Source organism: Metapseudomonas cellulosilytica (assembly GCF_049334135.1).
Classification (GTDB): Bacteria; Pseudomonadota; Gammaproteobacteria; order Pseudomonadales; family Pseudomonadaceae; genus Metapseudomonas.
Genome location: NZ_JBHZGN010000001.1, coordinates 1 through 21601, shown reverse-complemented (window position 1 = coordinate 21601; position 21601 = coordinate 1). Strand labels below are relative to the sequence as shown.

The 21601-nt window shown below is 64.4% G+C and carries 24 protein-coding genes; 19 read left to right on the top strand and 5 right to left on the bottom strand.

Annotated features, from left to right (window positions below):
- Positions 1–376 precede the first annotated feature (376 nt).
- Positions 377–583: a tautomerase family protein gene (locus ACFW0H_RS00120; protein ID WP_422911874.1), complete on the bottom strand. Its 207-nt coding sequence runs from the start codon at positions 581–583 to the stop codon at positions 377–379.
- 184 nt (positions 584–767) lie between these two features.
- Here ACFW0H_RS00120 and ACFW0H_RS00115 point away from each other — a divergent pair, with 184 nt between their 5' ends.
- The 11 genes from ACFW0H_RS00115 (at position 768) to ACFW0H_RS00065 (ending at position 12253) form a co-directional block, all read left to right on the top strand.
- Positions 768–1688 carry a LysR family transcriptional regulator gene (locus ACFW0H_RS00115; RefSeq protein ID WP_422911873.1) on the top strand — a complete coding sequence of 307 codons (921 nt, stop codon included), beginning with the start codon at positions 768–770 and terminating at the stop codon, positions 1686–1688.
- A gap of 408 nt (positions 1689–2096) precedes the next feature.
- A complete protein-coding gene (locus ACFW0H_RS00110) occupies positions 2097–3431 on the top strand; it encodes an acetamidase/formamidase family protein (RefSeq protein ID WP_422911872.1) in 1335 nt (444 codons plus the stop codon).
- A gap of 494 nt (positions 3432–3925) precedes the next feature.
- Positions 3926–4390 carry an HvfA family oxazolone/thioamide-modified RiPP metallophore gene (locus tag ACFW0H_RS00105; RefSeq protein ID WP_422911871.1) on the top strand — a complete coding sequence of 155 codons (465 nt, stop codon included), beginning with the start codon at positions 3926–3928 and terminating at the stop codon, positions 4388–4390.
- A gap of 83 nt (positions 4391–4473) precedes the next feature.
- Positions 4474–4758: a hypothetical protein gene (locus tag ACFW0H_RS00100; protein WP_422911870.1), complete on the top strand. Its 285-nt coding sequence runs from the start codon at positions 4474–4476 to the stop codon at positions 4756–4758.
- Between the two features lie 281 nt (positions 4759–5039).
- Positions 5040–6389 (top strand): outer membrane beta-barrel protein, encoded by a 1350-nt coding sequence (locus ACFW0H_RS00095; protein WP_422911869.1) that lies wholly within the window; start codon positions 5040–5042, stop codon positions 6387–6389.
- An 80-nt stretch (positions 6390–6469) separates the two neighbouring features.
- Positions 6470–7774 (top strand): ABC transporter substrate-binding protein, encoded by a 1305-nt coding sequence (locus ACFW0H_RS00090; RefSeq protein ID WP_422911868.1) that lies wholly within the window; start codon positions 6470–6472, stop codon positions 7772–7774.
- 90 nt (positions 7775–7864) lie between these two features.
- The gene (locus ACFW0H_RS00085; protein WP_422911867.1) at positions 7865–8587 is read left to right on the top strand and encodes an ABC transporter ATP-binding protein; all 723 of its coding nucleotides are present in this window, start codon (positions 7865–7867) and stop codon (positions 8585–8587) included.
- Positions 8588–8591: 4 nt separating this feature from the next.
- Positions 8592–9293 carry an ABC transporter ATP-binding protein gene (locus ACFW0H_RS00080; RefSeq protein ID WP_422911866.1) on the top strand — a complete coding sequence of 234 codons (702 nt, stop codon included), beginning with the start codon at positions 8592–8594 and terminating at the stop codon, positions 9291–9293.
- Positions 9294–9295: 2 nt separating this feature from the next.
- Positions 9296–10159: a branched-chain amino acid ABC transporter permease gene (locus tag ACFW0H_RS00075; RefSeq protein WP_422911865.1), complete on the top strand. Its 864-nt coding sequence runs from the start codon at positions 9296–9298 to the stop codon at positions 10157–10159.
- A complete protein-coding gene (locus tag ACFW0H_RS00070; protein ID WP_422911864.1) occupies positions 10159–11175 on the top strand; it encodes a branched-chain amino acid ABC transporter permease in 1017 nt (338 codons plus the stop codon). The genes ACFW0H_RS00075 and ACFW0H_RS00070 overlap by 1 nt, the downstream gene beginning before the upstream one ends.
- A gap of 148 nt (positions 11176–11323) precedes the next feature.
- Positions 11324–12253, top strand: coding sequence for a LysR family transcriptional regulator (locus tag ACFW0H_RS00065; RefSeq protein ID WP_422911863.1), 930 nt, complete (start codon positions 11324–11326; stop codon positions 12251–12253).
- Between the two features lie 115 nt (positions 12254–12368).
- Here the strand turns inward: ACFW0H_RS00065 and ACFW0H_RS00060 are convergent, their stop codons facing one another.
- A complete protein-coding gene (locus tag ACFW0H_RS00060; RefSeq protein WP_422911862.1) occupies positions 12369–12554 on the bottom strand; it encodes a hypothetical protein in 186 nt (61 codons plus the stop codon).
- 143 nt (positions 12555–12697) lie between these two features.
- Here ACFW0H_RS00060 and ACFW0H_RS00055 point away from each other — a divergent pair, with 143 nt between their 5' ends.
- From ACFW0H_RS00055 to ACFW0H_RS00020, 8 genes are all read left to right on the top strand, one after another.
- Positions 12698–13192, top strand: a complete 495-nt coding sequence (locus ACFW0H_RS00055; RefSeq protein WP_422911861.1) for a cupin domain-containing protein — start codon at positions 12698–12700, stop codon at positions 13190–13192.
- A gap of 38 nt (positions 13193–13230) precedes the next feature.
- A complete protein-coding gene (locus ACFW0H_RS00050) occupies positions 13231–14250 on the top strand; it encodes a hydroxyquinol 1,2-dioxygenase (protein ID WP_422911860.1) in 1020 nt (339 codons plus the stop codon).
- Between the two features lie 104 nt (positions 14251–14354).
- Positions 14355–15818, top strand: a complete 1464-nt coding sequence (locus tag ACFW0H_RS00045) for an aldehyde dehydrogenase family protein (RefSeq protein ID WP_422911859.1) — start codon at positions 14355–14357, stop codon at positions 15816–15818.
- 8 nt (positions 15819–15826) lie between these two features.
- The gene (locus tag ACFW0H_RS00040; RefSeq protein WP_422911858.1) at positions 15827–16894 is read left to right on the top strand and encodes a maleylacetate reductase; all 1068 of its coding nucleotides are present in this window, start codon (positions 15827–15829) and stop codon (positions 16892–16894) included.
- A 74-nt stretch (positions 16895–16968) separates the two neighbouring features.
- Positions 16969–17844 (top strand): intradiol ring-cleavage dioxygenase, encoded by an 876-nt coding sequence (locus ACFW0H_RS00035; protein WP_422911857.1) that lies wholly within the window; start codon positions 16969–16971, stop codon positions 17842–17844.
- Positions 17841–18152 carry a YciI family protein gene (locus ACFW0H_RS00030; protein ID WP_422911856.1) on the top strand — a complete coding sequence of 104 codons (312 nt, stop codon included), beginning with the start codon at positions 17841–17843 and terminating at the stop codon, positions 18150–18152. The genes ACFW0H_RS00035 and ACFW0H_RS00030 overlap by 4 nt, the downstream gene beginning before the upstream one ends.
- Positions 18149–18475 (top strand): Rieske (2Fe-2S) protein, encoded by a 327-nt coding sequence (locus tag ACFW0H_RS00025; RefSeq protein WP_422911855.1) that lies wholly within the window; start codon positions 18149–18151, stop codon positions 18473–18475. The genes ACFW0H_RS00030 and ACFW0H_RS00025 overlap by 4 nt, the downstream gene beginning before the upstream one ends.
- Positions 18476–18671: 196 nt before the next feature.
- Positions 18672–19571, top strand: a complete 900-nt coding sequence (locus tag ACFW0H_RS00020; RefSeq protein ID WP_422911854.1) for a LysR family transcriptional regulator — start codon at positions 18672–18674, stop codon at positions 19569–19571.
- 223 nt (positions 19572–19794) lie between these two features.
- Here the strand turns inward: ACFW0H_RS00020 and ACFW0H_RS00015 are convergent, their stop codons facing one another.
- From ACFW0H_RS00015 to ACFW0H_RS00005, 3 genes are all read right to left on the bottom strand, one after another.
- The gene (locus ACFW0H_RS00015) at positions 19795–20586 is read right to left on the bottom strand and encodes an IclR family transcriptional regulator (protein ID WP_422911853.1); all 792 of its coding nucleotides are present in this window, start codon (positions 20584–20586) and stop codon (positions 19795–19797) included.
- A 166-nt stretch (positions 20587–20752) separates the two neighbouring features.
- On the bottom strand, positions 20753–21322 hold the full coding sequence (locus tag ACFW0H_RS00010) for a sarcosine oxidase subunit gamma (protein ID WP_422911852.1): 570 nt from the start codon (positions 21320–21322) through the stop codon (positions 20753–20755).
- 3 nt (positions 21323–21325) lie between these two features.
- Positions 21326–21601 (bottom strand): glycine cleavage T C-terminal barrel domain-containing protein (locus ACFW0H_RS00005; RefSeq protein ID WP_422911851.1); only part of this gene is annotated, 276 nt, incomplete at its 5' end.

Genomic DNA, 21601 nt, shown 5'->3' with positions numbered 1-21601 from the left:
GGACAAGAGGGCTGGGCGAATCATGGCGGGCTCCTGCGGCCTGGGTGCGGCGGCGGGATGCCAGCGCTGCTCGTGGCCTTATGCTGGCAAAGGGGCTTGTCTCACGTGTGTCTGCTGCGGGCCCTTTGTATCCCTGTATACGGTCCGCCAGACGGAGGTATCGATTCCTCCAATGCCTCTTCGGCGATGCCCGGTCCGATGCCGCTGGACGCTCCGGTGATGTTGACGGTTTTCCGGCTCATGGCCTGGGGGCAGGGGCTTGCTGTAGTAGCGGATCACGGAAGCTTTACGGTGATGTTCATGAGTACCTCCAGATCAGGAGTGTTGCTCGGTGGCCCACCCGGCGTGTGGCCGGGTGGGGTAGGGATGGTGAATGTCAGCCAGGTTGGTTCTTCCGGTATTCGGTGGTAGTCACCCCGGCGTAACCCCAGTTATCGGTGTCCACTTCCTCGATGACGATGTGGGTGAGGTCGGGGCGCTTGCCCAGCACGCGCTGCAGGGTCTCGGTGATCTCGGCAATGACCTGGGCTTTCTGCTCCCGGGTGACTCCGTCACGGGTGATACGAACACTTACGAACGGCATCTTGAACCTCCTCGGAGGGTTGGCTTGATGGGCCCAGGGCGGCAGAACGACGCGTGGCATCCAGACTTTCGGATCCTCTGTCGCCGGATCTGACGGACCGGGTAGTGGGATGAACTATATTTGTGCTCCACGAGCCGATAAATGTAGGCTCGGCTACTTCAATTGATACCTGGCGTAATGAATCGTGAAGCGCCACTTTGACGACATACAGTTAGGCAGCATCGAACTCTTCTGTCTTGCCGCGGAGGAAGGGAGCTTTACGTCCGCGGCGCTCTCGGCAGGGGTCACGCCGGCCGCGGTGAGCCGCTCGATCTCGCGGCTGGAGGAGCGTCTCGGCACCCGATTGTTCGTGCGGACGACCCGCAGCATTCGCCTCACCGATAGCGGTCGCTCCTATTACGAACAATGCCGGCAGGCGCTGACCCAGTTGGTGGAGGCCGAACGGGAAGTGATGGGCAAGCAGCTCGAACCCACCGGCGAGTTGCGCATCAGCATCCCCACCACCTACGGCCACTACCGCATCCTGCCGCTGCTGGCCCGCTTTCGCGAGCGCCACCCGGGTGTGAAAGTCGACATCCACCTGGGCAACCGCAATATCGACTTTGTCGCTGAGGGCTACGACCTGGCGATCCGTGTGCGCGCCCAGCCCGATTCGACGCTGATCGCCCGGCATCTCGAAGATGCCCGGCTGGTGGTCATAGCCACCCCGGACTACCTGGCCCGGGTGGGTACCCCGGTGACCCTGGACGACCTTGCCGATCACGACTGCATCCAGTTCGAGCTGCCCAGCAGTGGGCGCCGTATCTCCTGGCTGTTCACCGAGAATGGTAAGGAACGGGAAATCTTCGCCAACGGCAACTACTGCTGCTCTGACGACGTCCTTGGCGGGGTAACCCTGGCCAAGTACGGCGCCGGTCTGTTTCAGACCTATCGCTTCATCGTCGAACGGGAACTGGAAGAGGGCACGCTGGTGGAAGTCCTCCAGGAATTCGGCGGGCGTTCCCGTCCTTACACCTTGCTGTACCCACACGGCCGCCATGTCCCGCTACGCCTGCGTGCATTCATCGACTTCCTGATGGAGTACAAGCACCAGTGGAATGTTTGAGCATCGAGGCCTAGGGGCGGGCGGGGCACAAGGCAGTTCCGGGCTGCAATTGGCTTTCGCAGATTGTTGGCAGCTTTGGGTGGTGGAAGGTTTTCCCTCATCTTTCGTCATCTCGACCTGGTCCCGGAATAGACAGTGCCGGCACGCCACGGCGTGCCAGGCACAGGTTCGTCAACTGTATCTGCCTGTATACGGACACCCTTCTGTTACATCCGCTTGTGAATCCGCCTCTGGGAAATACATCCCGGATACAGGTCTGCGATGAACTTCCTGTGCCGACAGGCGCTGCGGCAGCCGATGGAGTGCCGTGGCGTCGGGCGGTCGTTATTGCCAACCATGGCCTGGGGAGGGTGTGTGCTACTCCCCAGGCACTTTTTTCCGCAGGCAATGCGGGCACAGGGGTACGAATTGACTAGAAACCTGCCTGAAACGATTTCCAAGCATCCCGCTGTCGACCGACTTCGGGTCCAGTCCTACACCAACGGCATCATCGGCCCGAGCCTGCCCATGCTGGGGCCGCTGGCCGATGGCGGCACCCTGATCACCGGCACCCCGCCGGGCTGTTGGGGGCCAATGATCACACCGGCGTTCCAGGGTGGCCACGAGGTGACCCAGCCGGTGGCGATCGAAGGTGCCGAAGTGGGTGACGCCGTGGCGCTGAAGATCCAGCGCATGCGCGTCACTTCGCTGGCCACCTCGTCCGGCGTGATGGAATTCGTCGAGGGCCGCTATCACGGCGACCCCTTCGTTTCCAAGTTCTGTTCATCCTGTGGCACCGAACACCCGGCCAGCCATGTCGAAGGCATCGGTGAAGACGCGATTCGCTGCGACCACTGCGGCGCGGAGGTCAACGCGTTCCGCTTCAGCCACGGCTACGTGATCGTGCTGGACCAGGAAAACCAGGTCAGCCTGACCGTCAACCAGGACGTGGCCAACGGCCTGGCCGGCGACGCCCCGGAAATGTCCGCGCTGCCGGAACTGGCGGCGCAGCACTCGATCCTTTCCCTGGCCCGTGCCGACATGCCCGGCGTGGCCGCCCACATGCGGCCGTTCCTTGGCAATATCGGCACTACGCCCGCGGTCGACATGCCCGACTCGCACAACTGCGCCGATTACGGCCAGCACCTGATCGGCGCTCCCCACCGCTATGGCCTGGCCCGCGAGGTGCTGCACGCGGCCAAGACCGATGGCCACATGGACACCAACTCGGTGCGCGAAGGCTGCATCCTGATCTGCCCGGTGAAGGTGCCCGGCGCCGGGGTGTACATGGGCGACATGCACGCCCAGCAGGGCAATGGCGAAATCGCCGGGCACGCGACGGATGTCTCGGGCGAAACCGAACTGACGGTGGAGGTCATCAAGAACCTGACGCTCGACGGCCCGATCCTGCTGCAGAACCTCGATGACCTGCCGCCCATGGCGCGTCCCATGACCGCTGAGCAGCGCCGCAAGGTCCGTGAACTGGGCGCGCGCTGGGGCCAGCATGAGGTCGAGCGCAACGGCCCCATCACTTTCATCGGCAGTGGCGAGGACCTCAACGCCGCCACCAAGAACGGCCTGCAGCGCGCCGCTACGGTCACTGGGCTGCCCTATGACGAGGTGCTGAACCGCGCCACCATCACTGGCTCCATCGAGATCAGCCGCCTGCCCGGAACGGTCCGCGTCACCCTCCTGTGTCCGATGGATATCCTCGACGACATGGGCATCGGGCACCTGGTGCGGGAGAAATACCAGCTCGATTGACGGCGCAATCCACAAGGCCCGGTACGAACTCGAACCGGGTCACTTTCCACTCGCAGCCCGGTTCAGAGGCAATCTCTACCGGGCTTCGCTTCATCTGGGCCAGGGCGATCGCGCCGGCTGAGCTTCACCCGGCAGGGATTTGCCGTGGGGAAGGGGAGAGGGCGATGTCGTTTGCCTCCTCGACAGCAACTGATCCTCTTCTGCGAAGCCTCGCATCGTGGTTGCTGGTCGAGTCGTCAGGCGCTGGCCCTGCCCGGGAAAACACGCTGCGGCCTGGTCGTTGCGGTGAGTCCTGAAGTATCTCGATGTATCCGCAACGGATGTTTGGGAACGGGCATACAAATGCGCCCGCCAGCCGATACGCCCTGGATACATGGTTAAGGCGAAATGGCCACACCCGAGCGAAGACAGCCATGGCGCTTCGCTCCAGGGTTCCAACGCCCTAGTGGCATGAACCGCGTGGCGTGGCCGCGCACAGTATCCGGAGAAGCACCATGTCCCGTTCCCAAATCTCGAACAAGACCCGCATTGGCCTGATCGCTGTTGCCCTGGCCGGCGGCATGAACCTGGCCTCGTCCGCCGCCTTCGCCGTGGAGGCGCTGCCCCAGGGCTACCAGCTTGCCGCGGCCGACAAGGCGGGTGAAGGCAAGTGTGGCGAAGGCAAGTGCGGTGCCGCTGAAGCCAGCAGCGCCAAGGCTGCCGAAGGCAAATGTGGTGAAGGCAAGTGCGGCGACGCGTCCTTCGCCCGTACCGACACCGACGACGACGGCCTGGTTTCCCGCAAGGAACTGCTGACCGTGTTGCCCAAGGGCGAAGCGGAGTTCATTGCCATGGACACCAACAAGGACGGTTTCCTGTCCGAGGGCGAGGTCTACAAGTTCCGCAGCAACCAGTACATCTCCAACGGCAAGAAAGTGCCCACCGAGCTGTTCACCAAGATGAGTCAGGCCAAGAGCTGATTCCGTTTCCTCGCCGTTCCCCTCCCTGTGCCTGGCGCCAGGGAGGGCTCCAATCCCTTCTTTTACGCTCCAGGATCAACTCCATGAACCATTTGAAAACCTGGCTGACCGCTATCGCATTTTCCTTGGCCGGCGCGGCTGTTCACGTGAACGCTGAGGAGGTCCATTGCCCAGTCGGCGCTGTTTGCTTCCAGTTGACGCCGTTATCCGGCAAGAACGAATCACCGCAACTGGCCGAGGATGGTTACAGCAGAACCCCGCAAGGCATGCAGCTCGACCAGGCTTCGCCCATGCTGGCTGCGGATGGATTCGGCAGAACTCCGCTGGGCAAGCGGCTTGCGGGGCACCATGAGACCGCACGTGCCTGACATGTTTGTCCATGGAATGCCCGCGGCCCACCCCGCGCCTGCGCGACTCGCTCAATCCGTCCGATTACCGCCCACCGCGCCTCACTTCCTGTTCTCTTCAACCGCTCTAGCTCGTGCACGCGCGCCATTGTTCGCGAAGCGCGAACACTCATATCGCTGAAACCGGAATTGTTGGCGGAGTAGGGCACTTGTAGCTTGCGAACCAGCCGGACAGCCAGGCCTGCACTGCCAGCAGGGCCTGCGCCGGTATCGGGCTGACTAATAACAACAAGGTAGCTGCCATGATTCCTCGCAAGCATCGTTCCGCAATCTCCCTGTTCGCCCCGGTCCTGGCGGCCGCCGCGCTGTTCCCCCACGTCACCCAGGCAGCCGAGCCGGGTCCGTCCGGTTCGCTGTTCCGCAGCGCTTTCGGCGATGGCCTGGAAAAGGATTACGGCATCAAGGTCCATGGCTGGGCCCAGGCCGGCTGGATCTACAACGACAATGGCAGCGACGACGTGAGCAAGCAGGCCTTCTTCAACAACGACGAAGGCTTCAACCTCAACCAGTTCGCCCTGGCCATCGAGAAGACGCCCAAGGGCAATGTGGTGGGCCGCGTCGGTCCGTTTCCCGGCCCGATGCCGCAGGAGGCCGACTGGGGCTTCAATGTCACCGCGCTCTATGGCAAGGACGCGCGCTTCTTCAAGACCTACGGCTTCGATGAAGACTTCGGCGTCAACCGCAGCGCCGACGCCAACGACGAGAACTTCAACATCGCCCAGGCCTACCTGGACTTCTACATCCCGGTACTCGGTGGCTCCAACCTGATGCTCGGCGTGTTCCATACACCGCTGGAGAACGAGATCGGCTTCGCCCTGGGCAGCCCGGCCCCGGCGGACTTCTACAGCCACACCTATTCCTTCATGCACGGCCCGGCCAAGCACACCGGTGCGCTGTATTCCTTCAAGCTGCCCCAGGAAGAGGGCGGCAGCATGCTCGGTTTCGAACTGGGCCTGGTGCAGGGCTGGAACAACATGCAGGACCCCAATGGCGACCCGGACGTGATCGCCAACCTGCGCTGGCGCTCGGCGGACTTCCGCACCTGGGTGGACTGGGAAAACATCTACGGCAACGGTGCTGGTGACAGCTTCGCCGAGTGCGCCTGCGGCTCCCCCATCCCGGCCGGGACCAAGGACGATGACCTGACCCGCTATGCCTCCTACCTGACGGTTTCCCATGTGCTCGACGAGCGCAACCGTGTCGCCGTGGAGTTCAACTACGGCCAGCAGGAAGACGCCGCCTTCGCCGCCTTTGCCAACAAGAGCAATGCCCACTGGTACGGCACCGACGTCAACTGGTACCACCGCCTGGGCGACAACCTGATGTGGAACAGCCGCGCCGAGTGGTTCTACACCGACGCCCCGGTGCACGTGGTGATGGCCAACATCGACCCGCAGACCGGCATCCCCGATCCGAGCTGGGGCAGCTTCTACGGTTTCACCACCAACCTGGCCTGGACGCCGGTGCCCAACGTCCGCCTGCGTCCCGAGTTGCGCTACGACATCCACAGCGGCAGCGGCCGCGACGCCTTCGGTGACGGCCGCGAAGACAGCCAACTGGTCGGTTCCTTCGACATCACCGTCTTCTTCTGATCCGGCTCCAACCCAACTGCCATCCCGGCTGGCCCCTGTGGGACCGCGCCGGACCTGATCTTCCAGTCGAGGTCTCCATCATGGACAACAACAAGAATTTCCTCGGTGCCGGGCTCACCCGGCGTGATTTCCTGCGGGCCAGCGGCGTCGTGGCTGGCGGCTCGCTGCTCGCAGGCTTTTCTTCAGGCCCGCTGCTGGCGGCGGAAAAGGTCATCCGCATCGGCTACGTCAGCCCGCAGACCGGGCCGCTGGCCCCTTTCGCCGCTGCGGATGCCTACATCATCGAAAGCCTGGCTTCGGTGCTGAAGAACAGCATCACCGTCGGCGGGCAGCGCTGCCGCCTGGAGGTGATCGTCAAGGACAGCCAGTCCAACCCCAACCGCGCCGCCGAGGTGGCCAACGAACTGATCCTCTCCGACGGTGTGGACCTGATGCTGGTGTCCTCGACGCCGGAAACCACCAACCCGGTGTCGGACCAGTGCGAAATCAACGAGATTCCCTGCATCTCCACCGTGGCACCCTGGCAACCCTGGTTCTTCACCCGTGGTGGCAAGCCGGACGAAGGTTTCCAGTGGACTTACCACTTCTTCTGGGGCCTGGAAGACGTAATCGCCACCTACACCGCCATGTGGGGCGGAATGGCCAGCAACAAGGTGATTGGTGGGCTCTTCCCCAACGATGGCGACGGCAATGCCTGGGGCGACAGCAAGCTGGGCTTTCCGCCGGTGCTCTCGCAGAAGGGCTTCCAACTGGTGGACCCGGGCCGCTTCCAGAGCCTGACCGACGACTTCTCCGCGCAGATTTCCGCCTTCAAGAAAGCCGAGGCGGAGATCGTCACTGGCGTGGTCATCCCGCCGGACCTCACTACATTCTGGACCCAGGCGCGCCAGCAGGGCTTCCAGCCCAAGGCCATGTCGGTGGGCAAGGCGCTGTTGTTCCCCTCGGCCGTGGAGGCCCTGGGCAAGGCCGGGCACAACCTCTCCACGGAAATCTGGTGGAGCCCGAGCCACCCCTTCAGCTCCTCCCTCAACGGCCTGACCGCCGCACAACTGGCCGAGCGCTACACCAAAGCCACCGGCAAGCAATGGACGCAACCGCTGGGCTTCGTCCATGCGCTGTTCGAGCTGGCGGTGGACATCCTCCAGCGCACCGAGGAAGTGGGTAACCCGGAGGCCACTCGCGATGCGTTGCTGAAGACCGAGCTGAACACCGTGGTCGGCCCGGTGAGCTGGAAGAACGGTCCGGTGAAGAACGTCGCCAAGACTCCGCTGGTGTCCGGCCAGTGGCGCCTGGGCGGGCCCTTCACCTACGACCTGGTGATCACCAGCAACCAGACCGCGCCGCAGATTCCCCTGGGTGGGGAGATGCAGGCGATCACTTACTGAGCGGCGGGTTCGCTCCCTCTCCCCAGCCTTCTCCCTGAAGGGAGAGGGGGTCGTTCGTAGCAGGCAATGGCCCCAAACAGGACATGACACATGCAACAACTCCTCGTACTGGAGCAGGTGCACAAGAGCTACGGCTCGGTGAAGGTGACCGACGATCTCAGCCTGGCCCTGGCGCCAGGGGAGGCGTTGGGCATCATCGGGCCCAACGGCGCCGGCAAGAGCACGCTGTTCAACCTCATAGCCGGGGGCGTCGCCGCCGACAGCGGGCGCATCCGCTTCCAGGGTGAAGACGTCACCCGCGAGCCGGTGTTCAAGCGCTGCCAGCGTGGCATCGGCCGCTCCCACCAGATCCCCCATCCCTTCGTGAATATGACGGTGTTCGAGAATCTGCTGGTGGGCGCCACTTTCGGTGCCGGCCAGTCGGAGAAGGACAGCTACGCCTGGTGCGCGCATATCCTCGAACTCACCGGCCTGATGAAGAAGGCAAACGCCCAGGCCGGCTCCCTGACCCTGCTGGAACGCAAGCGCCTGGAAATGGCCCGCGCCCTGGCCACCCACCCGCAACTGTTGCTGCTGGACGAGATCGCCGGCGGCCTCACCGAACCGGAGTGCCTGGAACTGGTGGGGACCATCCAGGGCATCCACCGTTCCGGCACCGCGATCATCTGGATCGAGCACATCGTCCATGCGCTGCTGGCGGTGGTCAGCCGCCTGGCGGTAATCAACTTCGGTCGCAAGCTGGACGAGGGCGAGCCCAACGCGGTGATGGCCAACCCCAAGGTACAGGAAATCTACATGGGCATCGGGAGCTGAAGTCATGCTGACGATCCGCAAACTTCGCGCCGGCTACGGCGACTTCCAGGCGCTGTTCGGCATCGACCTGAACCTGGCGGCAGGCGAAACCGTCGCCATCATCGGCTCCAATGGCGCCGGCAAATCCACCTTCCTGCGCTCGCTGGCCGGGCTGATCCGCAACGATCCCGGTGCCATTCGCTTCAAGGACGAATACATCGGCAGCCTGCCGGCCAACCGGGTGCTGGAACGGGGCATCGCCCTGGTGCCGGAGGGCCGCAAATTGTTCCCGTCGCTGAGCGTCGAAGAGAACCTGCTGATCGGCGCCTACAGCAAGCGCCAGGGTGCCTGGAATCTCGAACGCATCTACGGCCTGTTCCCGGTGCTGGAAAAGCTGCGCAAGCGTCCCGGCACCGCGCTGTCCGGCGGCCAGCAGCAGATGGTTGCCATCGGCCGCGCGCTGATGTCGAGCCCGAGCCTGTTGCTCTGCGACGAGATCAGCCTTGGTCTCGCACCCACCACCATCAAGGACATCTACGCGGCGCTGCCATCGATCAAGGCCGATGGCACGGCGGTGATCCTGGTCGAGCAGGATATCAACCAGGCCCTCAGCGTCGCTGACCGCTTCTACTGCTTCCAGGAAGGGCGCATTTCCCTGTCCGGAAAGCCTAGCGAGGTGAGCAAGGAACAGATCAAGGCGGCCTATTTCGGCCTGGCGGAGGCATGACGATGGAATGGCTCAATACCCTGGTGCAGGGCGTGCTGCTCGGCGGCCTGTACGCCATGTTCGCGGTCGGCCTGTCACTGATGTTCGGCATCATGCGCCTGGTCAACATCGCCCACGGCGACTTCATCGTGCTGGCTTCCTACCTCGCCCTGGTGGTGGTGGAAGTGCTCGGACTGTCGCCGCTCGCCAGCCTGGTGCTGGTGGTGCCGGTGATGTTCGTGGTCGGCTACTGCCTGCAGCGCCAACTGCTCAACCGCACCCTCGGCAACGACATCCTGCCGCCGCTGCTGGTGACCTTCGGCCTGTCGATCATCCTGCAGAACGTGCTGTTGCAGTTCTTCAGCGCCGACAGCCAGAAACTCTCCCAGGGTGAGTTGGAAATCGCCAGCGTGGCTGTGGGCGGACTCAGCCTCGGGGTGATGCCGCTCCTGGTGTTCGGCTGCGCCCTGGCGGTAATCGGCGGTTTACAGTTGCTGTTCTACAAGACCCGCCTGGGCCGCGCCTTCCGCGCCACATCGGATGACCAGTCCACCGCGCAGCTGATGGGCATCGACAATCGCCACATCTTCGGCCTGGCCATGGCCCTGGCGATGGCGGTGGTGTCCATCGCCGGGGTGTTCCTCGCGGTGCGTACCAGCTTCGACCCCAGCGTCGGCCCGGCGCGCCTGCTCTACGGCTTCGAGGCGGTGATCATCGGCGGCCTCGGCAGTCTCTGGGGCACCCTGGCCGGTGGCGTGATCCTCGGTGTCGCCCAGGCGGTGGGGGCGCGCATCGATCCGGGCTGGCAAATCCTCGCCGGCCACCTGGTGTTCCTGCTGATCCTGGTTTTCCGCCCGCGCGGCCTGTTCCCCCGGAGTGTCGACTGATGAATGCGATGAACAATGCATACTTCGTCCAGCGTGCTACCCGTAGCAGCCAGGTGGGCCTGGCGATGCTGGGTGTGCTGGTCCTGCTGCTGGCGTCACTGCCGTTCTGGGCCGACCGCTCGGTGTTGCGGTTGGTCGTGGAATTCGCCTACTACCTGGCGCTGGCGCAGATGTGGAACCTGCTGGCGGGCTATGCCGGGATGGTTTCAGTGGGCCAGCAGGCCTTTGTCGGCCTGGGCGGCTACCTGCTGTTCGTGCTGGCCTCGCAACTGGGCGTTCCACCGCTGGCGGCGGTGTTCCTGTCCGGCCTTGTCGTGGCGCTGCTGGCTGTGCCCACGGCGCTGGTGCTGTTCCGCCTGCGCGGCGCTTACTTCGCCATTGGCACCTGGGTGGTGGCTGAGGTTTTCCGCCTGGGGCTGGCCCAGGTTGGGAGCCTGGGCGGCGGTTCGGGGCAGAGCCTGCCGGCCTCCATCGTCCGGCAGATCGGCAGCAGCCGCGATGGCCGCGAGATGCTGCTGTACTTCAGCGCCCTGGCCATAGCCGTGGCGGCGGTGCTGGTGGTGTACCTGCTGTTGCGCTCGCGCCAGGGCCTGGCCCTGACGGCCATCCGCGATTCGGAGCCTGCCTCCGGCAGCCTGGGTATCAACGTGTTCCGCACCAAGCTGATGGTCTACGTGCTGGCCGCCGGTTGCACCGGCGTGGTGGGCGCGCTGATCTTCCTGCAGAAGCTGCGCATCTCCCCGGATGCCGCCTTCAGCGTGCAGGACTGGACCGCCGCGGTGATCTTCATCGTCATCATTGGCGGTATCGGGACGCTGGAAGGGCCGCTGATCGGCACCCTGATCTACTTCGTGCTGCGCAGTTGCTTTGCCGAATTCGGCGCGCTGTACATGATCATTCTCGGCAGCGTGGCGGTGGTGATGATGCTCAAAGCTCCCCAGGGTGTCTGGGGGCTGGTGAGCGAACGGCTCGGCTGGCAACTGTTTCCGATGCAGCGAAGGTTGGTAGCGGGCTAGGGTAGGGGCACTCCTGTTGTTGTAGGGGCGAATTCATTCGCCAAGGGCAGCGCAGCTGTCCCGTGTGGGCCCGAGGGGCAGACCTTCGGCCTGCTTGGCGAATGAATTCGCCCCTACAGTTAAAACATCGCCAGAACCGGGAATACAAATGGACCGCCTGCTCAGCATCGAAGCCTTCGTCCGCGTCGCGGAAACCGGCAACTTCGCCAAAGCCGCCCAGCAACTGGGGGTGACCCGCTCGGTCATCAGTCACCGCATCCAGCAGTTGGAGGACTACATCAGTGCGCCGCTGTTCCACCGCAGCACCCGTCATGTGCGGCTGTCGGAGGTAGGGGAGACCTACTACAAGGAATGCGCCGATATGGTGGCGAGCTTCAACAGCCTCACCGAGCAGATGCGCGACCTGCGCGCCAAGCCAACCGGCAAGTTACGCATCCAGATGCTGCCGGGCTTCGCCCTCGGCCACTTCGGCGGCCTGCTGGCCGAATTCACCGAGCGCTACCCGGACATCGAGGTCGACGTCATCGTCAACGACCGGGTGGTGGACCCGATCGAAGAGGGCTTCGACGTCGCCTTCCAGATGTTCCCGCCGCTGGCCGAGTCGTTGATCGAGCGCAAGCTGTTTTCCGTGCGCCGGTTGTTCTGCGCTTCCCCGCAATACCTGGAGCGCCACGGGGCGCCCGCCGAGCCGGCGGACCTGCAGGCTCACAAGGTGGCACTCTACGAGGGCTACCCGTCGCGCAACCGGTGGGTGTTCAACGGCGACGAACAGGTGGAGCTCAACCTCACCGGCCAGGTGCGTTCCAATTCCGTGCACCTGCTGCGGGACTACGCCATCACCGGTACCTGCGTGGTCTGCCTGCCGACATTGGTCGCCAGCGACGACTTGCTGGAAGGCCGCCTGGTGCCGGTGCTGACCGACTATTCGCTGACGGCCTTCAACTTCTCAGCCGTCTACCCGGCCACCCAGCGCCGGGCGTTGAAGGTGCGTACCCTGATCGATTTCCTGGTGGAACGCATCAGCGATGAGCCAGCCTGGGACCGGCCCCTGCTGGAGCAGGGGTGGGTGAGGGAGTAGGGCGGGTCCCGCGCAATTCCCAGGCCTCCAAAAGACTGAAGGCGCCACAGGTGGCGCCTTCTGCCGTTCTAGGGGTCGCATACATCGGGATTGCCTGCGTCTGCCTGCTCCGGGATCAGCTGATGCGGCCGGCGCCGGGACGGTCAGCGCCACCCTCGGCGAGGCGGACGGCGTTGGTACGGCCGGAGCTGCTTTCGGCCACTTCGAAGCCCTTGGTGCGATCGGAGCCGGCCTGAGCGACGGTGAGCAACGTCTGGCCATAGGCAATGGCCATGGATTTGTTCTTGCCGAATCGGTCCATGATCTCGCTGTAAACACCATGCTAGAGCCGCTGCATCACTGTTCGCGTTTTGCAAACACTGTTGTCGCCTGGTCTGGAATTGTTGGTTGAAGGTGCTGCTCGTAACGTTCACTCACCCACTACAACAACAAACGGTGAATGAAATGAGCACTGCCGCATTCCGTACCGTCTTCGGTTCACTCGACGACCATCGCAAGGGGTCGATCGAGATCATCCAGGGCGAAGCCCGCCACTACGCGTTCTCCAACATCTTCGACGTCGCCAGTCGCTCCGCCCCCTATGAAAAGGTGGTGGTGGGCCTGAACCTCGGCTACGTCATCGAAACCCTGCGTGCCGAAGGCACTTCTCCCTGGTACACCGCCGCCCACGACGAGTTCGCGATTTCGGTGGACGGCGAAGTGCGGGTGGATTTCCTCAAGCTGGATGAGCCGCTTGCCGAAGGCGAGGGCACCCGCCTGGCCGGCGAGCAGCCCAAGGGCCGCCCCATGGGTTACGTGCTGCTCAAGCGCGGCCACCAGGCGCTGTTGCCAGCCGGCTGCGCCTATCGCTTCGAGAGTGCACGCCCCGGCGTGTTGCTGCTGCAGACCATCAAGGGACCGCTGTCGGTGGAGAAGTGGGCAGACATCTGCCTGAAGTGACAGCCCCGACCGACGACCAGAACAAGAGGATATCCACCATGGCCATGCCCGAAACCCTCGACACTTCCGTCAGCTTCGCCGCCGATGAAGTCGAAGCCAGCCTTCCCGATTCCGTTACTGGCTACCGCAGCTTCAAGCTGGGTGCCTTCACCCTGTCCCGCGACGAATACTTCGTGCGCATCCAGTGGCCGGCCAAGGGCCAGGAACGCTCCCATCTGATTCCTGCCGACGCCTTCCTGCGCGCCACGATGCGCGATGTGGCCTGGGGCTTCTTCTATGGCTGGGTGAACTTCGATGAAGTCATCGGCACCCGCAACCACTACGGCAAGGTCGACCTCTACGCCGGCAGTTTCAACGGCGTGCTCAAGGCAGCCGGGGTGGACTACACCGAGCAGTTCGAAACGCCGAAGATCATGGCCACCTTCAAGGCCATCCTGCGCGACTGGACCAACGCCGGCTTCGACCCCTTCGCCGCACCGGAAGAAACCGGTAGCGCCTTCGGTCGCAAGAGCGGCGACAACATCGAGGCCATCGAGCGCTTCCGCGTCGCTACCAAGCGCATGCCCGGTCTGCCGGACGATTCGCCGCTGCGCAACGACCTGCCGGTGAATCGCCAATTCGTCGATGTGCCCCAGGACGAGCCGGAAATCCATGCGGCCGAGGGTTTCGAGGGCCAATTGCATGCCTTCAACCTGTACAAGTACCTGTCCCGCTCGGACGTCACCTGGAATCCCTCGGTCAGCTCGGTGTGCAAGGCCAGCCTGTTCTGCCCGACCACCGAGGAGTTCATCCTCCCGGTGTTCCACGGCAATGACCGCGTGGAGTGGTTCCTGCAGCTGTCCGACGAAATCATCTGGGACGTCGCCGACAAGGACGATGGCAGCCCCCGCGCCCGCATCACCATGCGCCCCGGCGACATCTGCGCCATGCCGGCGGACATCCGCCACCAGGGCTACTCCACCAAGCGCTCCATGCTGCTGGTGTGGGAGAACGCGACGCCGAACCTGCCGCAGCGCTACGAGAGCGGTGAGCTGAAGCCGTATCCGGTGGAGTTCTGAGGGCCGCTTTTACCCTCTTCCCAACCCTCTCCCCACGGGGGAGGGGGAGTCTGTCCAACCTACTGGCGCCGCGCTTCGCCTGCGGCGCCCGGAGAGCTCTTTCCATGCAGAACCAACTCTTCATCGGCGGCCGCTTCGTTCCGGCCCTGAAGGGCGGGACGATCGAAGTCCTGTCGCCGCACGACGGCTCGCTGATCACCCATATCGCCGCCGCCGAGGCTGAGGATGTGGACCTGGCCGTGGCGGCCGCCAAGCGTGCCTTTCCTGCCTGGGCGGCGCTGTCCGGCGCTGAGCGTGGGCGTTTGTTGTTGAAGCTGGCGGACAAGATCGAAGAACACGCCGAAGAACTGGCCCAACTCGAATCGCTGGACACTGGCCACCCGATCCGCGATTCCCGCAGCCTTGACGTGCCGCGCACCGCCGCCTGTTTCCGCTACTTCGGCGGCATGGCCGACAAGATCGAGGGTGCGGTGATTCCGGTGGAAACCGGCTTCCTCAATTACGTGCAGCGCAAGCCCGTTGGTGTGGTCGGACAGATCGTGCCGTGGAACTTCCCGCTGATGTTCACCAGCTGGAAGATGGGACCGGCCCTGGCTGCGGGTAACACGGTGGTGATCAAGCCCTCGGAAATCACGCCACTGTCCACCCTGCGCATCGCTGAGCTGATGAAGGAAGTGGGCTTCCCCGATGGCGTAGTCAACGTGGTGCCAGGTTACGGGCACACCGCCGGCCAGCGCCTGGCCGAGCACGAGGACGTGAGCAAGATCGCCTTCACCGGCTCCACTGCGACCGGTCGGCGGATCGTCGAAGCCTCCCAGGGCAACCTCAAGCGGGTGCAGCTGGAGCTGGGCGGGAAGGGCGCCAACATCGTATTCGAAGACGCCAACCTGGACGCGGCCGTCAACGGCGCCGCCTGGGCCATCTTCCACAACCAGGGCCAGGCCTGTATCGCCGGCTCTCGGTTGATCCTGCATGAGCGCATCGCCGACGAGTTCCTCGAACGCTTCATCGGCCTGGCCCGTTCCATCCGCCTGGGCAGCCCGCTGGACCCGAACACCGAAATGGGGCCGTTGACCTCCGCGCTGCATCGCGACCGGGTACTGGCCTATGTGGACATCGCCCGCAGCGAGGGCGGCCGCATCCTGACCGGCGGCAAGGCGCCTTCCGATCCGGCTTTGGCCGAGGGCTACTACATCGAGCCGACGGTGGTGGAAGCCCAGCCTGACCATCGTGTGGCCCAGGAAGAGGTGTTCGGTCCCTTCGTCACCGTGCTGCGTTTCTCCACCGACGAAGAAGCCCTGGCCATCGCCAACGGCACCCAGTACGGCCTCGGCAGCGGCCTCTGGACCCGTGACCTGCAGCGTGCCCACCGCATGGCGGCGAACATCCATGCCGGCATGTGCTGGATAAACTGTTACAAGCGCGTCAGCCCCGGCAGCCCCTTCGGCGGCGTGGGCCAGTCCGGCTACGGTCGCGAGATGGGCTTCGAGGCCATCCACGACTACACCGAGGCCCGTTCGGTATGGGTCAACGTGGACGCGAAGATCCCGCCCCATTTCAAGCGCTGAGGTTCACCATGAATCCCTTCATCTACCAAGGCCTGGCGTCCCGCGTGGTATTCGGCTGGGGCAGGCTGGAATCCCTGGCCGAGGAACTGGACAAGCTCGGCGCCCGCCGCGCACTGATCCTCACCACCCCCGAGCAGCGCCATCTGGGCGAGCGGGTGGCGGCCATCCTCGGCGAGCGTGCTGCCGGGGTCTACCCGCAAGCGGTGATGCATGTCCCGGTGGAGGTGGCCCGTGCCGCCCGCGCCGAAGCGGCCAGGCTGGACGCTGATTGCTGCGTGGCCATCGGCGGTGGCTCCACCATCGGTCTGGGCAAGGCCATCGCCCTGGAGTCCGGACTGCCGATCCTGGCGGTGCCGACCACCTATGCCGGCTCCGAAATGACACCGATCTACGGACTGACCGAGAACCGTTTGAAGAAGACCGGGCGCGATGTGCGGGTGCTGCCGAAGACGGTGGTCTATGACCCGCAGCTGACGCTGAGCCTGCCTGCGGCCATTTCTGCCTGCTCCGGCATGAATGCCATGGCCCACGCGGTGGAAGCGCTCTACGCCCAGGACGCCAACCCCATCATCACCCTGATGGCCGAGGAGTCCATCCGCGCCCTGGCCGAAGCGCTGCCCGGCGTGGTCGCCGACCAGCAGGACGCCGAGGCCCGCAGCCGCGCGCTCTATGGCGCCTGGCTGGCCGGGATTTGCCTGGGTTCGGTGGGCATGGCCATCCACCACAAGCTCTGCCACACCCTGGGCGGCACCTTCAACCTGCCCCATGCCCAGGCCCACGCGGTGGTGCTGCCCCATGCCGCCCACTACAACCGCGAGGCCGCCGCCGCCCCCCTGCGCCATGCTGCCCGCGCCCTCGGTGGGACAGAGGCGGAGGAGGTGGGGCCGCTGCTCTTCGCCCTCAACCGCAAGCTGGGCATCCCGGCCTCCCTGGCGGAAATCGGCCTGCCCGAGCAGGGGCCGGCGGAAACCGCGGAGATCGCCTGTTCCAGTCCCTACTACAACCCGCGCCCCTTCGAGCAGGACGCCATCGAAGCCATGCTGGTCCGTGCCTGGAAGGGCCTGCCACCGGCATGACTCGTTCTCGTAGGGTGCGCCTCGCGCACCCTACGGAGCCGAGCCGCCAGAACTGATTTCAATGGGAGCACAAGATGAACGACATCCCGGCCAACGAAGCCAGAATCTCCGCCCAGGCCGTAGCTGCTTTCGCCAGCACGCCCAACCCGCGCCTGCGCCAGGTGGTGCAGAGCCTGGTGCGCCACCTGCACGCCTTCGCCAGCGAGGTGGAGTTGACCGAGGCGGAGTGGCTGGAGGGCATTCGTTTCCTGACTGACACCGGGAAGATGTGCGACGGCGCGGTACGCCAGGAATTCATCCTGCTGTCGGATGTAATCGGTCTGTCGATGCTGGTGGACGCCATCAACCACCGCGCCACCGAATCAGCGACTGAAACCACAGTATTCGGGCCGTTTTACATCGCCGGTATGCCCGAGCGCAGCCATGGCGAGGACATGGCCTTCACCCCGGGCGAGCAGGCCCTGGTAGTTGGCCGGGTTCTGGATGCCGGCGGTGAGCCCATTGCCAACGCTGTGCTGGATGTCTGGCAGACGGCGGAAAACGGCATGTATTCCGGCCAGGACCCGGAGCAGCCACTGACCAACCTGCGCGGTCGCTACCGTACGGACGCCGAAGGGCGCTTCGCCATTCGGACCATCATGCCGGTGAGCTATCCCATCCCTACCGATGGGCCGGTGGGCCGCCTGCTGCAGGCCAGCGACCGCCACCCGTGGCGTCCGGCGCACCTGCATTTCATGGTCATGGCACCGGGGCATCGCACCCTGGTCACCCACCTGTTCAACCATGACGACCCTTATCTGGACTCGGATGTGGTGTTCGGCGTGAAGGACTCGCTCAAGGTGATCTACCAACCTTGCCAGCCGAACCATGCCCTGGCCTCGCAGCATGGCTTCGATGGCGCCTTCCGCCTGGCCAGCTACGACTTCGTGCTGGAGCGTGAAACCCCATGAGCCAGTACTTCGCCGTCTTCGCCACCGACAAGCCGGACCACATCAGCCTGCGCAACCAGGTGCGCCCGGCCCATCGCGAGCATTTGCGCAATCCCTACCCGCACCGGGTGGTGGTGCGCCTGGGCGGGCCGACCCTGGACAGCGGCAACGGTCGCATGAATGGCACGTTGCTGGTGGTGGAAGCCATGAGCCTGGCCGAGGTGCAAGCCTTTCTGGGGGATGACCCGTATGTGCGCGCCGGGCTGTTCGAACACATAGAGATCCGCCCCTGGAACTGGGGATTGGGTAATCCGGAGCTACGTGGATGATGGAACTCTGCGCGCTGGACGCCATTTCCGACGGCGGCGCCCTGGCCCTGGTCGCCGAGCTGGAAGGGCACCGTCGCCCTTTGGTGCTGGTGCGCCGGGGCAATGAGGTCTGGGGCTATCACAACCGCTGTCCGCATTTCTCCGTGGGCCTGGACTTTCGTCCCGGCGAATTCTGCACCTACCGTGGCCAAGTGTTGATGTGCGCCCACCACAGCGCCATGTTCCGTTTCGAGGACGGTCACTGTGTCGAAGGCCCCTGCAAAGGCAGCCGACTGGATGCGGTGCCAATGCGGGTCGTGGAGGGGAGGGTGCTTCTCCTGTAGGGGCCTCTTCAGTGGGGGCGATTTCAATCGCCAAGCGGACCGGAGGTTCGCCCTTTGGCCTCCCAGGGTCAGCTGCGCTGCCCTTGGCGAATGAATTCGCCCCTACAAAGGATTCGTTTCACAGGGGCAGCATCTGCCAATGCCCATTTCCGCCTAACCTGCAATAAAGGCGCATTCCTCTCGTCGGCAGCCAGAGATGAACCTGTTCGAAGATATGCGGGTATTCACGGTGGTGGTGGAGGCCGGTGGCTTTTCGGCGGCGGCACAGCGCCTGAACATCGCCAAGTCCGTTGTCAGCCGGCGCATGAGCGCCCTGGAGCGGCATTTGGAGTGTCGTTTGTTCAACCGTACGACCCGCCGCCTGAGCCTGACTGAAACCGGGCTGGACTATTTCGAGCGCGCCCAGCGCATCCTCCGCGAAGTTTCCGACGCCGAAGAGGCAACCCGCAGCCTGCAGAGCGAGCTACGCGGGCGGCTGCGTCTGGCGGCGCCAATGTCCTTCGGCCTGAAGTTTCTGTCGCCGGTCCTCAACGAATTCATGCAGGCCCACCCGGGGCTGGAGGTCGAACTGGACCTGAACGACCGCTACGTGGATCTGGTCAACGAGGGCTACGACCTGACCCTGCGCATAGGCCGCCTGCCCGATTCGACACTGGTGGCCCGTGAGCTGGGGCCTTGTCCCCATGCCATATGCGCCAGCCCCGCTTACCTCGACGCCCATGGAACGCCCAAGGGGCCGGACGACCTGCGCGAGCACCAGTGTCTGGGGTACAAGAACCGCGCCAACAGCAGCCAGTGGCAATTCCTCATCGGACGGGAATGGCGCTCGATAGCGGTCCGACCACGGTTGATCGCGAACAATGGGGAGGTACTGGTGCAGGCCGCTCTGGATGGCCTGGGGCTGGTGTCTCTACCACGCTTCCTGCTGGAGGAGAGCTTGGCCAGCGGTCGGCTGGTGGAGGTCTTGCGAGGCTTTCCGCTGCCCAGTTCGCATATCTATGCGGTCTGCCCGCCGGGACGCCGATTGCCGGCCAAGGTGCGGGCCTTCATCGATTTCCTGGTAAAGCGTCTTCCTCGCGCAGCGGAATCTGCCTGAAGCGAGCAGTCGCGCCTTGCGGGGAATCGCATGATCAAGCCCGGCCTCAGCCAAGACAAACGCTGCGATACAGATCGAGCACACACGCCGCACGCTTCCAGAACGCGTTCGTATTCACTCGATAGCCTCCTCGTTAAGGTGAGCTACTGACTTGCGGCCCCAAGCGACAATCAACGTGTCAATTGGCTTGTTTGCACGACGCTCTTGCTCAAGCGTTTGCCGATCAACTTCGTGTGTTCGCGTGTCCGAGGGCCGCTGACACTTCATGACTTGCCGCGAGCAGGGCCGCAAGGAAGGCTTCCTGGGCAAAAGGGCTGTCCATCACGGCATCCGGCCCGGACAGGTTGATGGCGGCTACCACCTTGCCACTGTGGTCACGGATGCGGGTCGCAATGGCAGTGGAAAAATCGGAACGGTGCAACACCCAGCCGCGTTCTCGGTCCTCGGTGATGAGCTGTTGCAGCTCCGGCAGGGTGCGCGGCGCCGGCGGCGGGTAGTCGTCGAGGCGCACGTGCTGGTACAGCTGGCTCAGCTCGATCTCGTCCAGCGCGGTGAGCAGCACGCGGCCCAGTGCCGTGCTGTGGCAGGGCAGGCGGGTGCCGATGGGGATGTTCACCGTCAGTCGCTGGGGCGCGAAGGCGCGGTACAGGTAAAGGCTGTCAGTGTGTTCGCGGATGCTCAGGTGACAAGACAGCGATGTACGGTCGCGCAGCTCGTTGAGATACGGCATGGCTACCTCGACTATGTCGCGGCTGGCGATGTAGGCGAAGCCGTTGGAGATCACTCGCGCCCCCAGCTCGAAGGCATTGCGCCCGGCCTTTTGCAGGTAGCCCATATCCACCAGCGTCTGCACGATACGGTAGACGGCCGAGGGGCTGACCTCCAGTCGCTCGGCCATCTCGTTCATGCTCAGACTGCGCTCCCGCGCATTGAACATGCCGAGGATGGTCAGCCCGCGTTGCAGGGCGGGAACGCGGTAGTCGGCTTCCCGTTCCGGGGTTTCCATGGCGGTCATTCGGGTCCTCCCGGGAAATTATTGGGTTGGGCTTCGCTTCGCTAGCGGAACCCCGCACGGCCCGACCGACGAAGAGCGGTCCGTGCCCTTGTGAGAGCGAATCTATTCGCGAAGGAGGCCGAAGGCCTCCCGTAGGTTGGTGTTGAGCGCAGCGAAACCCAACGATTCAGGCCAGCAAGGCTTCCAGCCCCACCGGCTGTCCGCCGAACTCTTCCATGGCATCCAGCATGGCGCTGTGGAAGTAGTCGAGCGATGCACGGTCGCAGAGGATGTGGAAGCGCGGCAGCTCGCCTGTCCCGGCGTTGATCACGACAACATTGATCCGCGCCACCGAGGTCTGCGCCACTGCGCCAGTGGGGAAGGCCTCGGGACGCAGGTCGACGCCGCAGACCTTGGCCATCACCTCGGCCACATGGTGACCGGAGAGTTGCAGCCAGGCGTGGCTGTCCTGGCGTGGCAGCAGGTAATTGCCCTGATCGCTGAGCTGCCAACCGGCCTCTTCGGCAGCGATGCGCTCGCCCCGGTCGGCCAGGCTGCCCAGCAGCAGGTACTCGGTCTGCGACAGGCGCGCCACCAGCGAGCCGTCATCCTGCGTCAGCGCCCGGTTGGGCGCTTGCGGCAATTGGTAGCCGCGCCCGACCAGGAAGGCAGCCGCGTCGATGCCGCGAAAGCCCACACGTGGCAGGTCCGTCAGGTCGATGAGCGCGCAGCGCTCGATGGGATTGAGGCTGGTCATGGCTCAGAGCTCCTGGCGCTTGTTGTCGGGGTCGAAGAAGGGCAGTTGCACCACGGTGGCCTGCACCACCTGGCCGCCCTCGACGCGGATCGGGATCCGCGCGCCTGGTTCGGCCTGGTCGGCACCGGCATAGGCCAGGCCGATGATCTGGCCGAGGGTGCCGGAGTACTCGCAGGAGGTGACGTTGCCGCTGATGTCCGGGCCGTTCAGCACCAGGTGGCCTTCCAGCGGTTGCGCGCTGCCCCTGGGCAGGGTGAAGCCCACCAGCTTGCGTTTCAG